Annotated in this window: 8 protein-coding genes; all 8 read left to right on the top strand. The window is 38.3% G+C overall.

Annotated features, from left to right (window positions below; genetic code table 11):
• Window positions 1–206 precede the first annotated feature (206 nt).
• From C245_RS23295 to C245_RS0119110, 8 genes are read left to right on the top strand one after another with little or no spacing between them, the layout of a single operon-like run.
• The gene (locus C245_RS23295; protein WP_017498231.1) at window positions 207–4,931 is read left to right on the top strand and encodes a hypothetical protein; all 4,725 of its coding nucleotides are present in this window, start codon (window positions 207–209) and stop codon (window positions 4,929–4,931) included.
• Between the two features lies 1 nt (window position 4,932).
• Entirely contained in the window at window positions 4,933–7,014 is a 2,082-nt protein-coding gene (locus C245_RS23290) for a hypothetical protein (protein ID WP_017498230.1), read from the top strand.
• 4 nt (window positions 7,015–7,018) lie between these two features.
• Window positions 7,019–8,338, top strand: a complete 1,320-nt coding sequence (locus tag C245_RS0119135; protein ID WP_157495919.1) for a hypothetical protein — start codon at window positions 7,019–7,021, stop codon at window positions 8,336–8,338.
• A 36-nt stretch (window positions 8,339–8,374) separates the two neighbouring features.
• Window positions 8,375–9,631: a hypothetical protein gene (locus tag C245_RS0119130; protein WP_017498228.1), complete on the top strand. Its 1,257-nt coding sequence runs from the start codon at window positions 8,375–8,377 to the stop codon at window positions 9,629–9,631.
• 4 nt (window positions 9,632–9,635) lie between these two features.
• Complete coding sequence (locus C245_RS0119125) at window positions 9,636–10,802, top strand: hypothetical protein (RefSeq protein ID WP_157495918.1); 1,167 nt, start codon at window positions 9,636–9,638, stop codon at window positions 10,800–10,802.
• Window positions 10,803–10,806: 4 nt separating this feature from the next.
• Window positions 10,807–11,991, top strand: a complete 1,185-nt coding sequence (locus tag C245_RS0119120; RefSeq protein ID WP_157495917.1) for a hypothetical protein — start codon at window positions 10,807–10,809, stop codon at window positions 11,989–11,991.
• A gap of 19 nt (window positions 11,992–12,010) precedes the next feature.
• On the top strand, window positions 12,011–13,189 hold the full coding sequence (locus C245_RS0119115) for a hypothetical protein (protein ID WP_157495916.1): 1,179 nt from the start codon (window positions 12,011–12,013) through the stop codon (window positions 13,187–13,189).
• Window positions 13,190–13,211: 22 nt separating this feature from the next.
• The gene (locus C245_RS0119110) at window positions 13,212–19,790 is read left to right on the top strand and encodes a T9SS type A sorting domain-containing protein (RefSeq protein ID WP_198288062.1); all 6,579 of its coding nucleotides are present in this window, start codon (window positions 13,212–13,214) and stop codon (window positions 19,788–19,790) included.
• The last annotated feature ends 82 nt before the right edge of the window (window positions 19,791–19,872 follow it).

The raw sequence follows: 19,872 nt of genomic DNA, 5'->3' as shown, positions 1-19,872 counted from the left end.
AAACTTAACAAAATGACTATAAAGAAAATAAGCCTCTGTATTTTATGGCTTTCAACCTAAAACTTAATACTCCGAAAAGAAAGTATAGCACCAATAAACTTCTCCTTTCCTGTTAAAAACGATATCTGATTAAGGAATTAGAACTACTTCGGTTTGAATCCCTCATGAAATATATATTGCCTAATACCAACCAAACCTACTAAGACTTGAAAAAAACTACTCTTAAGTTATTTCCTTTTATTGCAAGTATTATTTTATTTTTAGTTAGCATAAACTGCTTTTCTAATACTTCTGATACCATTACCAATTCAAAGAAGGTTTTTATTTCTAAAAATCTTCCAAAAGACGAAATTGGGCTGTTAAACAATTCTCTTAGCTATTATCAGACTCCAAAAAGCGAATTCACAAATGACTTCTTAAAAAAGAACTTTCCGGTTTCACAAGAAACCAATAAAGATCGTGATTTGGCTATGTCTGTTTTTAAGGAAATTGCCAAAAACGATAACCTTACTGATTTATTAGAGCCGAAAAAATTATCTATGCTTCCTCTTGGTATAAAAAAGACCATTGGAGGTATACAATACATGCTTGGTATCAGCAGCGCCAAATTCACTCCTGAATATACGGAACTGACGGCTTTTGTAAAAATCGTGATCCCACAAAATGATTCACTTGGAAAACCAAAAGAATTGTTTTTTGGTGCTAACGGTATTAAGCTTTCTCATAAAGGCGGATTGGTTGGGGCAACGAATTTAGTTTTACTCGGAGATGTTCCCATTAATATAAATGGTCAAAATGCCTTACTTATTTTAAAAGGAGGTATGGAGATGTCTACAGGAGTTGTACAAAAAAAGACTTATGTAACAATTGACTGTAATGGTTTTAAGGAACTCGGAATTGCAGCGGATGTTGAATTTTCAAGAAACTTTCTCGAACCTGTCGACGATGATTATAAGCTTATCCCCGCTCCGAATCGTGTGCGAGGTTCATTTCAGACCATAGTATCCAATTGGAATGATATTCTGATTGAGATATCGCTACCCAAATTTCAGTTGACTTCTTATCAGGGCAAAGGCCCTGCTTTTGAGTTAAACAATGCTGTAATTGATTTAAGTGATATTAGAAACTCTGATAAAATCGAATGGCCGGATGCAGATTATGTAAAAGATTATTTGGTGCCTGGTAACGAAAATTTATGGAGAGGTTTTTATGTCAAATCCCTAAAAGTTGTATTACCGGAACAGTTCAATAAGAGAGACGAAAACAAGAGGGTTAAATTTGAAGCTGCCAATCTGTTAATCGACAGAATGGGGGTTTCCGGAAAATTTATAGGTGATAATGTTTTTAGCCTTAAAGAAGGAAGTGCTTCAGGATGGCAGTTTTCATTAGACCATATTGAGATGGAATTCAGGGCCAACTCATTAACAGCAGCCGCCTTCAATGGTGAAATTGTTTTACCGGTTTCTTCAGAAGAAAATACACAATGTGATCCTAAATCGAGAGGAAGATTAGCTTACAATGCCATCATCAACCCTGTCGACAACGAATACATTCTTAAAGCTGATGTAACCAACAATATTTGCTTTCAGGCTTTTAAAGCGACGGCTTCTTTAGAAAAAAACTCTTATCTGGAACTAAAGGTAAAAGGCGGGAAGTTTTTACCAAAAGCGGTTCTTTACGGAAGTTTAGCATTAAAAGGCAGCAATAAAAATACTACTGCGGCTGAACTCGCTAACTCACCTATTAAATCTTCTGAAACCACTAATGCTGATGGAGAGAAAAAGGAAGCTATTAATTTTAAAGGAATCATTTTCCAGAATTTAACCTTGCAAACTGTTGTGCCTTATCTAACGGCAGACTATTTCGGTTACAAACACATTCAGGAAAAAGATGCCGCAGTAAGTAATTTTCCTGTTACCATTAACGAAATTTCTCTCGTCGCTACAGATGTATCTGCCAGTCTGAAAGTTGATGTTGCCATTAACATCATGAAAAATCAGTTTAACGGTCAAACTAAATTTTATGTGATTGGGTCGTTCGACAGAGAAAAAGGAATTCAGAAATGGAAATACGAACGCATTAAGTTTGAGGAAATAAAAGTTGCCGCAGACTTAGGTGGTGTAAAATTTAAAGGAAGCATCGCTATAATGGATAATGATCCTGTTTATGGAAATGGTTTCAAAGGAAGTGTATCGGCCGATTTTACAGGAGGTATCAAAGTAGAAGCCAATGCTATTTTTGGATCTACTACTTTTAGATATTGGTATGTAGATGCCATGGTAGACAACTTAAATATTCCTGCCGGAGCCATTACTTTTAAAGGTTTTGGTGGTGGTGCTTATTATCAAATGAAAAAAGACGGCTTTAGTTCTTCTTTTGTAGCATCGAAATCAAATTATGTACCTGACGCAGATTCAGGATTAGGAGTTAAGGCAATGATTAAGTTTGCGGGTACTGCAACAGCAAATGCTTTTTGGGGAGGTGCCGGTTTCGAAATTGCTTTTAATAAACATGGTGGTCTTAATAGAATCAGTATTTATGGAGAAGGGCACATCATGCAGCCATTTGAAATTCCTGGGGCTGACGAACTAACAAAAGCCTTACAGACGGTTACCGAAAATGAATCGTTAATGGGTCAGATCGCAACTGAAGCACTAAAAACAAGCAATTTATCGGCCGCAGCAGAACAGCTTTATCCAAATGATGTAAAAAACAGTATGGGGATCAATGCCTTTGCTGCAATAGAATACGATTTTAGAGCCAAAACACTACACGGTACCTTCGATTTGTATATTGATACCCCGGGTGGTTTCATACAAGGTCGTGCTTCCGGTAACAGAGCGGGTTGGGCCGTTTTACACTTTGGTCCGGACAAATGGTACATCCGTGCCGGTACTCCTACGGATCGCTTGGGTATAAAACTGGCTATTGGATCTGTCGAAGTTGAAGCCGGTGGTTATTTTATGCTTGGAGATGATATTCCGGGCAGTCCTCCTCCACCCGATATTGTTGCAAAACTTTTAAGAGTTGATGTTGCTAAACTGAATTATATGCGTGACGAAAACAGCATTGCTTCAGGAAAAGGATTTGCCTTTGGTTCCGATTTTAGCATTAAAACCGGAAACTTAAGTTTCTTAATGTTCTACGCCAATTTCCAAGCTGGATTTGGATTTGATATTATGGTTAAAGATTATGGAGAAGCACAATGTAAGGGCTCAGGACAAATTGGTATAAACGGTTGGTACGCTAATGGTCAGTCGTATGCCTATATGCAAGGGGAACTTGGAATTAATATTAAACTGTTTTTTATACGAAAGAAAATATCCATTATAAAAGGTGGAGGTGCTGTTTTATTACAGGCCAAACTGCCAAATCCGGTATGGATTCGAGGCTATATGGCTGGTGAATTCAGCCTTCTTGGTGGTGCTGTAAGAGGTAGTTTCCGTTTCAAACTTGAATTTGGAGAACAGTGCGAATTCATATCTGCAAATCCGTTAGAAGGTTTAAAATCTATTGCCGATATCACTCCAGCTCAGGGAGCTAAAGATGTAGATGTCTTTACCGTACCTCAGGTTGGATTTAATATGCCTGTCGATAAAAACTTTAATATTGAAGGAGATGACGGGGTTAAAACCTATCGCCTCAAACTCGAAGAATATACCGTCAAGAAAGGCGGAGTTCCAGTCGTTGGTAACTTAAGCTGGAACAAAACAAATGATTTAGTAAGTTTTAATTCATTTGAAATATTACCTGAAAAATCAGAACTAACCTTAACGGTAAAAGTAAGTTTTCAGGAATATGCAAATGGTGCATGGAAAACCATTATGGATCAGGGTCAGGTGGCAATGGAAACAGAAACCAGAACTTTCACGACAGGTGTGGCACCAAATAACATTCCGGTAAGCAATATTGCTTATAGCTACCCTGTTTTTGATCAAAAATATGTGTATCAAAACGAGAGTAAAGAAGCGTATGTTGTGTTAAAAATTGGACAGGCATATTTGTTTGATCTGAAACCGGGACAATCACAAAAAGCAACCTATAAAACCGGAAGTAAAACGACAAATGGTACTATAGGTTACAAAGCTGATTCAAAAAAGGTAATCGTTAGTTTACCCGTTTTAGAAAACCTAAAACCATACAGTTTATCCTTAATGACACTGGAAACTACAAAAGACGCTAATGCCAACCTGAATGAAAGTTTTGACAAGCAGGATCTTGGTACCAATGCCAATGTAGAAGTTAAAAGTAATAAACTGGCAGAAACGTTAACGGGGGGTCAGGGTGTCGAATTGCTGCAATACAATTTCAATACTAGTCAATACAATACTTTTCAGGAAAAAATGACTGCTAAGAAAGCACGTAAAACACACATTGAAATTATTGAAGCCGATATTCATGCATTGCATGCCGAAAACACCGCAACTGAAGCTTTTGATGAAATCGAAATCGCCGGAACACCTCAATCAATGAACGTTCCATTGGTAAGTGTTGAGGCTGTATTAGACGACAGCTATTTTAAAAATGATATATATCCATTGATTTATCAGGGATATCCTTTAGAAGCCGATTTAACTTTAAACAGAAATACGAGCCTTTTAGGAAATCCTCCGGTTAGAGGGGTGGAAATAATCACTTCTTACCTGTCAGATTTAATAAATAATCCAAAAAGTTCTTATTTAAGAGACAGGCTGCCATATCGCTACAACCAACCTTTTTACTATAAGGACGATTTTATCAAAATTCAGTATAAAGTAGTTAATAAGTATTTGAACAGTCAGAATAGGGCTATGATCGATAAGTATAATTACATCATAACAGGAAGATTTCCAATGATAAAAGATGGCACTTACAATGTCAGATTAAATTATATACTTCCTGGTGGACAAGCTGGTACCAGTTCAATTTTTACATTCAATAAAACAAATTAGCATGAAGCTTAAATTTTTAATTCTCCTTACTTTTATAATAACCGGTACTAACTATGCGCAAGAGAAAAATGCTACGGGAGAAGCGAATCCAAACGAAATAAAATCAGAAATACAAGTTATAGCCAGAGTGCAAAAAGACAGAATTTTGTTAAGATGGGCCGTCAGCAATGCGATGGCCTGGAAAAAACTAAATACTTATGGATATACTGTAGAACGTTATACCGTTACTCGTAACAATAAAACTTTGCCAACCCCTGAAAAAGTAGTTCTAATTAATGCATTGAAACCGGAACCGCTGGAAACATGGGAAAAATTAATCGAAAAGAACGACAATGCTGCCATTGTAGCACAAGCCATTTATGGAGAAAATTTCTCCGTTACCGGTACAGATAAATTAGAAAATATCGTAAACCTGTCAGAAGAGAACGAGCAAAGGTTTACGTTTGCTCTGCTAACCGCCGACAGGGATTACGAAATTGCGAAAAAAGCAGGTCTGGGAATTGAAGATAAAACAGTTAAACCTAACGAAAAATATGCCTACAGGATAATCTCAAACGTACCTGAAAAAGAGGCTACAATTTCTTATGGTGGAATTTTCGTTGGATTAGAGGATTATCAACCTCTTCCAAAACCAATGGATTTTACGGCTCATTTTACAGACAGCAGCACCATGTTAAGCTGGAATTTTAAAATACTTTCGCATACCTATGCCAATTATTTTGTAGAACGTTCAACCGATAAAAAAACATTCGAAAGAATCACAGATAAACCTTATACTAGTTTAAATCAGGAAAACACCAGTAACAGTCAGATTTTCTATGTCGATTCTATTGCGAACAATAAACCGTACAGCTACAGAATTCAGGGAATTTCACCTTTTGGTGAATTAGGCCCCTATTCACAAGTTATAACAGGAAAAGGAACTGCGATCCTGAAATATGTTCCTCATCTTACTGTTAAAGAATTTAAAGATGAAAACACCGTTACGTTGACTTGGGAATTTCCGACAGAAGGTGATAATGAAATCACAGGATTTGAATTAAACCGATCTGATAAGGATGATGATGGCTATAAAACGGTAATAAAAAACATTCCTGCCAAGAGTCGTACGGTGACGTACAACAAACTCTTATCGACGAATTATTTTACGATTACGGCCCTTGGAAAACAAGGCAGCAACAGAACTTCATTTCCTATGCTTGTACAGCCTGTAGACTCAATACCCCCTTCTAAACCAATCGGTTTAAAAGGAGTTATAGACAGTTTAGGTGTGGTGAAATTAACATGGGATCCTAACAAAGAGAAAGATCTTCTTGGTTATCGTATTTACAGAGGAAATACCGCTGAAGAAGAACTTACACAGCTGACGGTAAGTCCTAGCGAACCCAACTCTTATCAGGACAAAGTGCTTGTTAAAAGTTTGAACAGTAAGGTTTATTACAAAGTTATTGCTGTAGATTATCATTACAATATGTCTGATTTCTCAGATGTTTTAATTATTAAAAAACCAGATGTAATCCCTCCCACCTCACCTGTTTTTACCAGCTTCAAAATCAAAGAAGGAGCTGTTTTTCTAGAATGGGTAAACAGCCAGAGTGAGGATGTGGCCGTACACCAGTTGTACCGAAAAGAAAATGATCAAAAAGACTGGACGCTGATTTTAGAAACAAAGAATAAGGAAGAAAAATTTCAGGACAAAACAGCTGTTGAAGGTAACACTTACCGTTATGCCATTTTTGCCAAAGACGAGAGTAATTTAGTTTCTAATCCTTCACCGGGATTAACTTTATTTGTTCCAAAGTATTCTGTAATGCCTGCTGTGAAAGGTTTTTTCGCTCAGCCTAATAAAACTTCCAACACTATTGATTTGTCCTGGGATTACGCGAACAATGAAGTTGATGGCTTCGAAATCTACAAAGCTTCAGATAAGGATCCGTTGCAACTGATTCAGATTGTTCCTGGAAAAACACGCTTTTTACCAGATCCTACCATTACCATTAATACGACATACCAATACGGTATCAGAGCAACATTTAAAGATGGAAGAACCTCTAAAATGGATTTTTTCACTGTAAAGTTCTAAGGACATGAAACCATTTATGACATACAAAAACATATTCCAAACCTTAAAAATAGCCTGTCTGTTTTTGACTGTTTTTGGTATGCAGTTACTCAACGGTCAGACAACGTACAAGTATAAAGTGAAGTGGGATTTAAGAAAATCACCAAGCACCAGCCGAAACGTTTACTTTTACTTAAACACTGGTGATACATATCCCTTCAACGGAACTTATGCCAATGCAAGTTCGACGGGCTCAAGCAGTTCATTTTCGTATGTTTTAAAAAATTCAGGCGCTAGTCCGATGGATGGTGTCGTAGTTTCCAATACCCCATTGCGTCTTAGTGGAGCAGTTGATAACGTATCTTCGGGATTCTTTCAGAAACATGCACCATTTATGACAGGTCCGTATTCCGGTTACTGGCAATCTAACTTTGCTTATAATTTTGATAACGTTACGGTTACACACAATACCCAGTTTGAATTCTTCTATCTGCAAACCCTTGTGGAAGCAAACAATTACAATGTTTCAAATTCAGAGCTGAAACAATGTGAAACTTTCAATTTTACGGTAGCTGTAGTTGGTGAAAGTGGCTTTATGACTTTTGCTGTTGAATATTATGATCCAAACACGGCAGGCTGGAAAGAGCTTCTTCCTTATGCCTCAAGATCGGCACAAAACATACCAATAACGTTTACATCCATCCCTAATCTGCAATTGAATCAAAACTTTCAATTGAGGGCGAGATACACCAGAACCGGAAGTGGTGGTGCAAATGATTATTCTGATATTTTAACGTACAAATTTATTCCCTGTTCTCCTAAACTCAATGGTGCACCGGTAACCGCTCAGGTTAAATGTTTTGATGAACCCACCGGCAATGTCACTTTAAATTTTTTGTCAGACATTCCAACAGGACAAAAATTACTTCTTACTTTATATCAAAACGGTGCCTATAGAAGTCACAAGTTTGCAAAAGATACAGATGTTAAGAACAGAGCTTATACCTGGGAAGGAATTGCTCCGGGTTCTTATACGATAAAGTACCAAACACAAAATGCTTCAGATCCTAATGCCACAATTGGATCAAGTCCGGTAGAAACTCCGGTTTTCAAAATAGAAAATGCAGTGGCCTTAACTTTTAAAGCAACCGCCATACAGCCTCAATGCAGTACGGATAAAGGTGGCATTGAAATTTCAGTAAGTGGCGGAACACCTCCGTACTATTATATTCTCGATAATGAGACTAAAAAAGAGCTGGTCAAAAATCCGGACATCATAGATATTACAACCGATGGTGATCATAAAGTGATTGTCCTGGACCGTTTTGACTGCATGGAAAAATAACTTTGATAAATACTATTCTATTCTAAACATTCAATAATGAATATTTTACACAAAACCACTTGCCTTCTGATTTTAGTCGCTTTTTTTGCGACTCAGCTCATTTATGGTCAAACGGGTAAAATATTAATTGAAACTCAGTTAACAAGATATGGTCCTGACCTGAAATCCAACACGTATAGTGTAAACATCACCACTAACGGATCTTCGGCTTTTGGTAAAGCCTATAACCTGAATAATAACGACGATGATGTTAAGGTTTACTATGATTTAGTACAGTATGACGAAACGAAATACCCTCTTAAAATTGTAATCAACGGTTCTTATGTTGTTAAACCAACCCAACTGGGAGGACCAGAATGCAATCAAAAAGATGAGGTGACTTTAGCTGCTCCAAAAAGTGTATCTATGGGAGCTTGTCACGGCCGAACCAACTTCCTGCTTTTAGATCTGCCGAAACCAAGTGGCTTAATTGGCAACTGTGGCAATTTTACTGTACAAAAACAGATTCAATTGTCAGGTGCCGGTTATTCATGGCAGTACAAGAAAAATACCGACACCCAATGGAAGTATTTTACCTATGGTACACAATATAACGAAAATGGGATAAACTTTAATTTCAATGATGTTCCTGATTTGAAAGATTATACAGGGAACCTGTTTGTTAAATTTGTTGTTGAATACGAAAATCTAAATACTTCTAAAATTGAAACCTATGAGTCGGATATTGCGATCTATCCGATCATACCCTGCTCTCCAAAATTAGACACTACGTCAGATCCTAATTTTACCACTTGCAGTTACAGCAATGGCGGCGTAACCTTTACTTTTAGCAGACCTCTGGAACCGGGTGAAAAATACCTTTTCAATCGCAATCCTGTAGGCAGTACATTTATTACTGATGCAACCTCAAATGATCCTGACGTAGAAAAAATTTCTGCACTTAGTTACAAGTGGAAAAATATACCCGCAGGTGTATATGAATTTAAGTACCAGACACAGTTTGGGAACAATACCCCGTCTACTTTGTCACCAGTATCGAAGTTCGAAATCAAACAAAGTACCCCCTTAACTTTTACAGCAACAGCAGTACAGCCAGTCTGTAGTGGTGGTACTAGTAGTAGTGATAAAGGTGGTATTAGCATTTCAGTAAGTGGAGGAATGCCCCCTTACTTTTACATTCTCGATAATGAGCCCAAAAAAGAGCTTACTAAAAACCCTGACATCATCGATATTACAACGGATGGAGAACATAAAGTAATAGTGGTAGACAGCTTTAATTGTATTGAAAAATAACACTATGACGAAAAAACTACTTTTATTTACTTTTTTTCTAGGAAACCTGTTTGTTCATGGACAAACGGACTATGGAATTCTTGTAATTTCTACTTTATCACCTTCTCGTGGATGGGACGGAAGTCATGCCGGTAGCTTAAGCCTCACGTTGGGGAACAAATCGATATTTAAAAGTAGCAGTACCAGCGATGAAGTTGAAATTGAATATGATTTTTTCTATGTTACAGACAACCCTTCCAAAATAGATTACAGGAGTGCAACAGCCGGAAACAAAAATGGTACCGATTGTCAGATTAAAGACTCTACTCCTTTTAATATTGCTACTTTTAGCAGAGATGCTTTTGGAGGTTGTATTGGTGATTTTGAAGTATTAAGTATGAACATACCAATTCCTGTTTATCCCGAAACCAATCAAAAATGTGTAGAAGATATTATTACCCTTAAAAATGGCTGGAATTGGCAGTATCAATTTGATGGTGCTGGTTGGGCACCATTTCCATCACAGTTTCAGGAAAAAGCGTCCATTTCATTCCAATTAAAAGATTTACCAAATTATAAAAGTACAGGCGATGTACGATTTAGAGCCGGATATCAACAACAATTTGCTAAAATCGTAACCTATAATATTATACCCTGTTCTCCAAGATTAAGCAATACGTCAGATCCGAACTATACCACTTGCAGTTACAGCAATGGCGGCGTAACCTTTACTTTTAGCAGACCTCTGGAACCGGGTGAAAAATACCTTTTCAATCGCAATCCTGTAGGCAGTACTTTTATTACTGATGCAACTTCAAATGATCCTGATGTAGAAAAAATTTCTGCACTTAGTTACAAGTGGAAAAATATACCCGCAGGTGTGTATGAATTTAAGTATCAGACACAGTTTGGAAGCAATACCCCGTCTACTTTGTCGCCAGTAACGAAGTTCGAAATCAAACAAAGTACCCCCTTAACTTTTACAGCAACAGCAGTACAGCCAGTCTGTAGTACCGACGAAAAAGGGATTCGTATAACAGCTTCCGGAGGATCAAACTCTTACTATTACCTTTTAGACGGTGAGCCATTATCGCAAAAACATGCTTTTACAAGTCCTCATACTATAAAAATAACAACAGACGGTGCTCATAAAGTGATCGTTGTAGACAGCTCTGATTGCATAGAACAATAACATTATGAAAAAAATAATATATCTTTTTTTATTCACTGTAATACTCTTATCTGGCAGTAAGACTTATTCGCAAAAACTGTACATCGTCCGTCATAGTATGGGAAGCTGTGTCAACGAATGCGCTGCATTACAGTCTTATTTCTTTATGTCCGGCAACACCTACATTGCACCAGTTGCAGAATTTGGAGATTATCATGTATTTAATGTCCCTCCAACCTATGTTGAACTAATTTCGATAGCCGATACCAGTTTTGGCTGTGCCTGGCGTGATCCTATGGCCTGTTATGAACAAAGAGCAATTAACATGAATGATTGTTTTTGGGGAATAACCAATGCCGTTTTACCCGAACCAGACGCATATACCAACTTGTTTTGTGATAAAAAAACACTTACCGCGGTAAGCTGCCCGGGACCCTATCGTTTTTCATGGGAATACAGCACTAATGGTATAAATTTCACTCCTATGAACATTACTACCACACCCAATCAAAGCTTTGAATTTGTCAAAGCCAATTATCCCGCTTTAAACAATTATACGGGAACTATAATTTTCAGGGTTTTAATTGATTCTGACCCAAATGCTCCTGATGAAAATGTTTACTCTAATGTGGCTACTTACAATATTATACCTTGTTCTCCTAAACTTTCTGCTACCTCCGACCCAAACTATACCACTTGCAGTTACAGCAATGGCAGCGTAACCTTTACTTTTAGCAGACCTCTGGAACCGGGCGAAAAATACCTTTTCAATCGCAATGCTGTAGGTAGTACTTTTATTACTGATGCAACTTCAAATGATCCTGATGTAGAAAAAATTTCTGCACTTAGTTACAAATGGAAAAATATCCCTCCGGGACAGTACCAATTTAAATTTCAAACACAGTTTGGTAACGGTACGCCTTCTACTTTGTCAGCGGTAACAAATTTCGAAATCAGACAAAATACAGCCTTAACTTTTTGGGCAACGGCAATACAACCTGAATGCAGTAACAGCCGAGGCTTCATAGAAATACATGCGGCCGGTGGAACAAGTCCGTACTTCTACATTTTAGACGATCAGACCGAAGTTGTAAACGGCCAGACAGTACCTAAAAAAGTTGGATTTTCCGGTTATCACCAAATCCCAATTACAGCAGACGGCGGGCACAAAGTAGTCGTTGTTGATGCTTCTAATTGTATTGAAAACTAACTATAAAATACTATCTAAAATGAATAGAACATTACTCTATCTGATATTATTTATGGCATCAATGACCCTGCAAGCTCAAACCGAGTACGGACTACTTATCAATACCGATTTGGAGCCTAGAACTGAACGCGAGCAAACTCAGGGATCATATGATATCTTTTTTTTGGGCAATAGTTTAAATTTATTCCCTAATGGTACGTATCAACCAATATCGCAAACTGATTTTTTCTATGCAACACCTGATCCGGTAACGAAAAGGATAGATTTTAGTTGTTTTAGTATGCATCAGGACTGCTACATTGAAAAGAATACTTTCATTGAAACAAATGGACCTCAATATGTCACTTTTTTTTCTGGATGCTTTGCTTCCTCATCAATACTTTTATTACATCTGACAAATACAAGCTCTAAAACTAGCTATTGTGTTAACGAAACAATCAATTTTGAAAATGGTTTCAATTGGCAATATAGTTATGACGGTCAAAATTGGGCTAATTTCCCCGGTGACTTTCAATCCTATCCGTCTATTTCATTCAAAATATCAGAGCTTGAGAATTATAATGGAAAAACTACAATTCATTTTAGAACTGGTTATCAGACGCATTTTACTAATATAGTTACCTACGGTATTATCGGCTGTTCGCCTGAGTTGGCAGAAAAAAAACCAACTACAACTGCTGTCGAATGTGCTAATACAGCTACCGGAAGTGCTACTCTAAAGTTTGAATCACTGCTAAAAAAAGACGATCAGTTTCTATTTAATCTGTTCCGCGTCAATCCGGTGGCACCGGATACTGGTTTTATCAAAAGTATTAAAGCATCAGAAGAAGAAACTAAAAATAAAACCTATACCTGGAATGGAATAGCGGCGGGGACATACACCATAAAATATCAGGCGCAAAGTACTGCCGATAATGGTCAACAAGTAGGATTAAGTGCTATCGTTACAGATCCTTTTACGATTGATGAAAAAGTCCCATTAACTTTTACGACTACGGCCGTACAGCCGGCTTGCAGCACAGATCTAAAAGGAATATTGATCACTGCCTCAGGGGGAACCCCTCCCTACTATTATCTTTTAGACGGAGAACCCTTGGCACAAAAACATCTTTTTACAAATCCACATACCATACCCATAACGGAAGATGGACCTCATACCATTAAAATCGTTGACAAATTCGATTGCACAGAACAATAAATTCCCGAACAACCATATTATTATGAAAAAAATCTACTTATTACTACTGCTTCTTATGAGTTTCTTGGGGCATTCTCAAGCTCCGGACCCTCAACCGGCAGTTAACGGAGCCAGAACGATTACAATCACAACACCAAAAGCAATTACAGTTTCTGCTGGTACTTTGAGTTATACCAATACAACAGAAAATGGCAGAGCCAATGGTACGTTTTCTGTTATTTTTGAAGGAGGTACAGGCGACTACGTTTATTTCTTTTTCAAAGACGGGCAGCCTTATACTCCCGTTTCATGGACTTCACTGCCAGCCGGAAGCTACGTCATGTATGCAAAAGACAAAGACAGGGTTTGTAGAAGTGCTGATGTTTCTTTCGTAATTTACGAACCTGGAAAATTAGTCGTTAGTACGCCAAAACCAACTAATATATTATGTCCGGGAGGAACAGGTAGCCTAACCGCATCAGCTGTTGGAGGTTATCCGTATAGTGCAACACCAATAGACAGAACATATAATTATACCTGGTACAGCTGTGATGCAGCCGGAAATAACTCCAGTAAAATTTCGGGACCAAGCATAACCCCTGGTATCACGGGACAAAATGCCGGTTATTATAAAGTTATTGTTACCGATAGTAAGAATAATCCAGCTTCGGGACCTGTAGTATTACTAGAGCCTAATCCCCAAATCGGATCCGCTGTGCTTTCTAAAAAAGACGTTAGCTGTTTTGATGGTAATGATGGGGAAATTAGGGTAAGTCTGAGCGGAGGAAGCGGTGCACTTACCGTACTTTGGAATGACGGTGGTACAGGTGCAACCAGAACGGGCTTAAAAAAAGGAGATTACTGGTATACCGTAACAGATGTTAATAATTGTACTTTTTCCAACGGTGTAATAACCAAAATCACGCAGCCGCCAGCGGCATTAGCCATTCCAAACATAACACAAACACAACCTACATCGACTGCTGCAACCGACGGTACCATTACCGTAACAGCAACGGGAGGAACTGCTCCCTATACTTACATATGGACTAAAAACGGTCAGCCTTTTAGTGCCAATACTAATGGCGCAGGGCTTACTACTGGCTTAGGAAACGGTATGTACAAGGTAACAGTAATAGATGCAAAAGGATGTGACATTCCAAGCGGAATCGTTGAATTAAAAGCACTGGCTGTAGTCTTGCAAGATCAGACCAACATTAAATGTAAAGGACTGCCTACTGGTAGTATAACCGTAGTAGCAAGTGGCGGAACACTAAACACTACTACGCCAAATTATAAATTTCAGTGGTTGTTAAACGGAACTGAAATGCCCGGAAAAGAATCGGCAACTCTAAGCGGAATTCTTAAAGGAAATTATACCGTAAAAGTGACCGATGCTAATAATAGTATCTTCTCTATAGTTTATACCATCTCAGAACCAGCAGACGTCCTTAGTATAACAAACTCAATTGCGCAACGCCGCAATGTTTCCTGTAATGGTGGAAATGACGGAGCCATAGACATTACTGTTTCGGGAGGAACCGGAGCTTACAGTTATTTATGGAGTAACGGCAGTACAGCCTCAAGACTGAGCAATGTTCCTGTTGGTACCTACTGGGTGGCCGTTACCGATGAAAATGGCTGTCCTGCACGATTAGACAATATCCAAATTACCCAGCCTAATCCAATTGTTGTTCCAACACCTGCCATTAAAAATGTGGCCATTTTTAATCAAAATACAGGTTCAATAATATTCCCTGCTGATCCAGCAGGAGGTACTGTGGCTTATCAATACAAATGGACCCGTGCCGGTGATCCCACTTTCCCAAGAACGACAAGAGATATAACAGCTCTGAAAGCAGGAACTTATCGCTTAGAAATTAGAGATGCTAATGCAAATGCTGCAGACAATGCGGGATGTATCGTTACAAAGGACTATACGGTAACCGAATCGGACTTATTGGAAGTTCAGATTAAAGAAACCCAATTTATTAAATGTAATGGAGATTCTAATGGAAAATTGGTCGCTCTTGCTAAAGGTGGAATTGCACCTTACAAATACGTGTGGAAGAAAAATGGAATTGTACTTCCGTCTGAAACTACATCGGAAATCACAAATTGTGGTGTTGGTCAATACAGCGTTACCGTAACCGATTCGGCAAATCCTGAACCAGCTGGTCCTTTTGCAAAAGCAGAACAACTCAACTATAAACTCAACGAGCCAGATGAATTAATAGTAAAATTAACAAAGCAAACTGATGTTTTATGTTTTGGTGCCGCAACTGGTGCTATTGATATTACTATCACAGGAGGAACCGGTCCTTATACACAACAATGGACTAAAAACGGTGTGAATTACTCCACCGCAGATGATCTGTCAAATCTTACAATAGGAAGTTATACCGTTACCGTAAAAGATCAGGCCGATCATGGTTGTACTGCAACACTTAATGTGCCTGTAGTGATCACGCAGCCTGCTGCACCTTTAAAAATTGAAAGTGCAACCCTAGTTGACCTAACCGGTTTTGAAACCAAAAACGGTAGCATAGCGGTAACCGTGTCAGGTGGAAAACCTAACTATAGTTATGAGTGGACAAAAGATGCATCGCCAACCATAATTGGTTCAGCTTCTTCCATCGGAAATTTAGCTATTGGTACTTATCATTTGATCGTTAGAGATGCAAATGGCTGTAGTCTTCCACAGGTAGATTACAAAATTACACAGCCCGACAAATTTGAGATCATCAGTATCATACAGACTCCAAATACAAATGTTGCCTGTTATGGCGATGAGCCAGGTATATTTACGGCTGTCGTACGAGGCGGTGTGAAAGCCTATACTTTTGAATGGTTAAATACAACAACCGGAGTAAAACATAAACATACCGAAAGTACCAAAGACGATTTAACCAGTTCGGAAGCTATAGAATTAGGAGCCGGAGATTATGTTATTACCGTAAAAGATCAGCAAAACAACATTCTTTTTGGAACAAACACTTTCACCATTACACAACCGGATAAACTGGCCTTTACCTACACCAAAACGGAGGTATCCTGTCATAATGGAAATAATGGTACCGTGCAGTTAAACATCGTTGGAGGAACTAAGTTCGCCGACATCTCAAAACCGTACACTATCGTAGCAAGTGGCGGAACAGTTGATACTAAAACCGGACTTATTACGGGATTGTCTAACGGAAGCTACACCATATTTATAAGTGATGCTAACGGATGTCAGACACAAGTACAAACTGTTGGTATTACTGAACCAGCAAAATCTCTTTTCATCAGCAGCGAGACGGTTATACCAACAACAGGTTTTGGTTTGTCGACCGGTAAAATTGCAATTACCGTAGAGGGTGGAACTCCGGGATATACCTACCAATGGAAAAATAATTCGAACACGGTAGTAGGGACTAATAGTCCTGCCTTAAACAATGTTCCTGCAGGAGTTTATACCGTTTTGATAACCGACTCAAAACTATGTACGATCACCAACAGTTATACAATAGAACAACCAACAAAACCTGTATTGACCGAAACTCATTTACAGGCAAAATGTAACGGTTTAGTAGGCTCTTTAGAAGCTATTGCAACCGGAGGAGCAACTTTTACACAAAACCAAATTGATAGAATTTACACTTACAAACTAAGAAATAAAACAACCGGAACTGTTGTAACTATTGTTCAAAACACAGCCAGTTTTAAAAACATAGCAGACGGAGACTACGCACTTACCGCTACCGATGTGGGCAATGTAGACTCTAATACTATTGACGTAACGTTTAAACAGCCTACTGCCGTTACGGTAAACTTAACCTCAAAAACTCCCGTGAGTTGTTTTGCGGGACAAGACGGAGCAATTCAAATAGCTGTTACTGGAGGAACACCTTTCATTGTAAATGGTGCTCCAGTTTATAACTATCAATGGAAAAAGAGAAATACCGCCACCAATACTTACGAAAACTTTACACCAGTAGCCTTAAACGCCCTTACTGAAGGTGATTATGCAGTAGAAGTTCGTGACGCCAATTACAATTCCGCTGATGCAACCCATTGTATCGGAATTCTGGAGAACATCATCATCACACAACCGGCAGATTTTGGATTTGACGTTGATAAAATTACCTATATCAACCCTACAGCCCTAAACGGAAATGACGGTGCACTGCATTTTGAAATTATAGGAGGAAAACCAAATTTTGAGTATAAACTCTACACTAAAGATGCGCAGGCTAACATAACAGTTCTAAAAACAATTTCAAATACAGCAGCCAAAATGGTCGACTTTACAGGTTTAGTCAAAGATCACTATTATGTATCCGTTCAGGATGCAACTGGCTGTACAAAATATGCTGATTTTGACTTTACTGATAATCCGTTAACCATCACAATCAGACAAACTCAGGACATGACCTGCTTTGAATCCAACAATGCGATTCTCGAAGCAACCGTAGCCGGAGGTTTTGGAACCAAAAAAATTAGTTGGTACAGAAACAATGTCTTATTGCCAAATGAAAACAGCATCAAACTCATCAATGCCAAAATAGGTACTTACTACGCTGTTGTAAAAGATTTAAAAGCAATTGAAGTAACCACTACTCCAATAATCATAACTCAGCCGGATTATATAACCTTTACATCCGTTCCCGAACCTGTAAAATGTTTAGGAGATACAAACGGAAGTATTGCTATCACAGCAGCAGGAGGAAATGGAATATTCAGATCCCGTTATTTCCAAAATGGAATACTGGTTAAAGACTGGACCAATTTCGCGAACGGAGCAAAAACCATTATTACTGATTTAGCCGATGGAGAATACACCATTCAGGTACAAGACACACAGCAATGTACAAGCACAGAGGCGACTGTAAAAATTACGTCTCCAACTGCTTTAATAATTAGCAAAATTGTATCAACTCCTGCTACAGGAAAAGGACTAAGCAACGGATCTCTGAACATAACCGCACAAGGAGCCAATGGTACCTACACCTATAACTGGTTCAAAAGCGATGGTACAGCATTGAATCAGACCACAGCCACAGCAATAAATCTGGCTGCCGGAAACTACTATGTTATCATCAAAGATGCTAAAAACTGTAGTTTAACTTCACAGCTATTACAAGTTACCGAACCGCCTCTACTAGAAACTAGTGTAGAAGTACAAAATGTTGTTTTATGTAATGGAGATAAAAACGGAAGTTTGAAACCTATTACAATTGGTGGATTCCTAAAACCAGGTGAAAGCTATACTTATCAGTGGTTTGCAGAAAACAATGCCACCGTATTGGCGACAACGACTACTCTAACAGGTATCGGAAAAGGTTCGTACTATACAATCGCAACAGATTCAAATGGAAACAAAGCTACAAGTCCAATTTTCATCGTTACTGAGCCTCAGGTTCTCAACAATACCCTCACCGCTGACTATACTCTTTGTGGAGACTTCAACGACTGGACTATTGATGCTAACCCATCAGGAGGAACACTACCGTATACCTACAGCTGGAATACAGGTGCTCAAACTGCTACCATAAAAAATGTACCACCGGGCTATTATTTTGTCAAAATCACAGACAAACACGGTTGTACCGTTACAAAAAATATTACCATTGTAGCGCCTGTTCATTTGGCAGCGGCCGAAACCATTAAAATACCAACCTGTTATGCCGGTTCTGATGCGACTATTACCTTGACCGCTTCAGGAGGAAAAGCGCCTTATACTTATTTATGGAATACCGGTGAAACCTCAAATGTGTTAAGGAATGCTTCGGCTGGAGAATATAAAGTTGCCGTTACAGACAGCAAAGGTTGTATTATCAATCATACCTACACCATTGTCAATCCACCGAAAGATGTTATTAATATCGGAGAAGATGTGACTTTATGTTTTGATCAGACCTTAACCATTAATGCCACAATTAATGACGATAAAGCCACCTATTCATGGACCTCTGATAAAGGTTTCAAGAGCAATAAAGCTATAGTTACCGTTTCTGAACCTGCAAATTATACCGTTGTTGTTACCAACAAATTGGGTTGTGAGGCTACAGATACCATCAAAATCTCAAGTCAAAATACCCCAATTAGTGCTGAATTTGCCATCTCGAGTCAGGTATTCAAAAACGAAAAATTCATAATTGTTGACATCAGTAATCCTGACGCCGATGAAATCGAATGGGTAATTCCTGCCAATGCAACCGTAATCTCGAAAAACAAAGATTTTGCCGAAATCAGTTTCAGTCAGGCCGGTGAATACGACATTACATTGAACACTAAAAAAGGAAACTGTACTGCTTTTCAAACCAAGTCAATCTTAGTGACTGAAGGAGAATATGAAGAAAACAACCCAGACGATCAGACTTTCAAGAAATTCGATCTGAAAATCTATCCAAATCCGTCAAAAGGAGCTTTTACTGTAGATGTACTGCTGGATAAAGTAATGCCGGCGCACGTTAAGGTTTATAATTTGAACAACAACTTACTGATAGATTCAAAAACACAGGAAGGCAAAGACAATTACCTGTTCAACTTTAGTTTAACCGGGCTTCCGTCAGGAATATATTTCGTGTTATTCGAGTCACAGCAAGGAAGTAAATTGAGAAAAATCATTATTCAGTAAACTCTAATTTATCCAGCAAGCAAAAATTATAAATTTCAAATACTAATGGAAATCAAGAAAACAATCTTGATTTCCATGGCCC

Origin of the sequence: Flavobacterium sp. WG21 (genome assembly GCF_000335775.1) — a bacterium.
GTDB classification, from domain to species: Bacteria; Bacteroidota; Bacteroidia; order Flavobacteriales; family Flavobacteriaceae; genus Flavobacterium; species Flavobacterium tructae.
The sequence above is the reverse complement of the archived record's forward strand: the minus strand, read 5'-3'. Positions and strand labels throughout refer to the sequence as shown.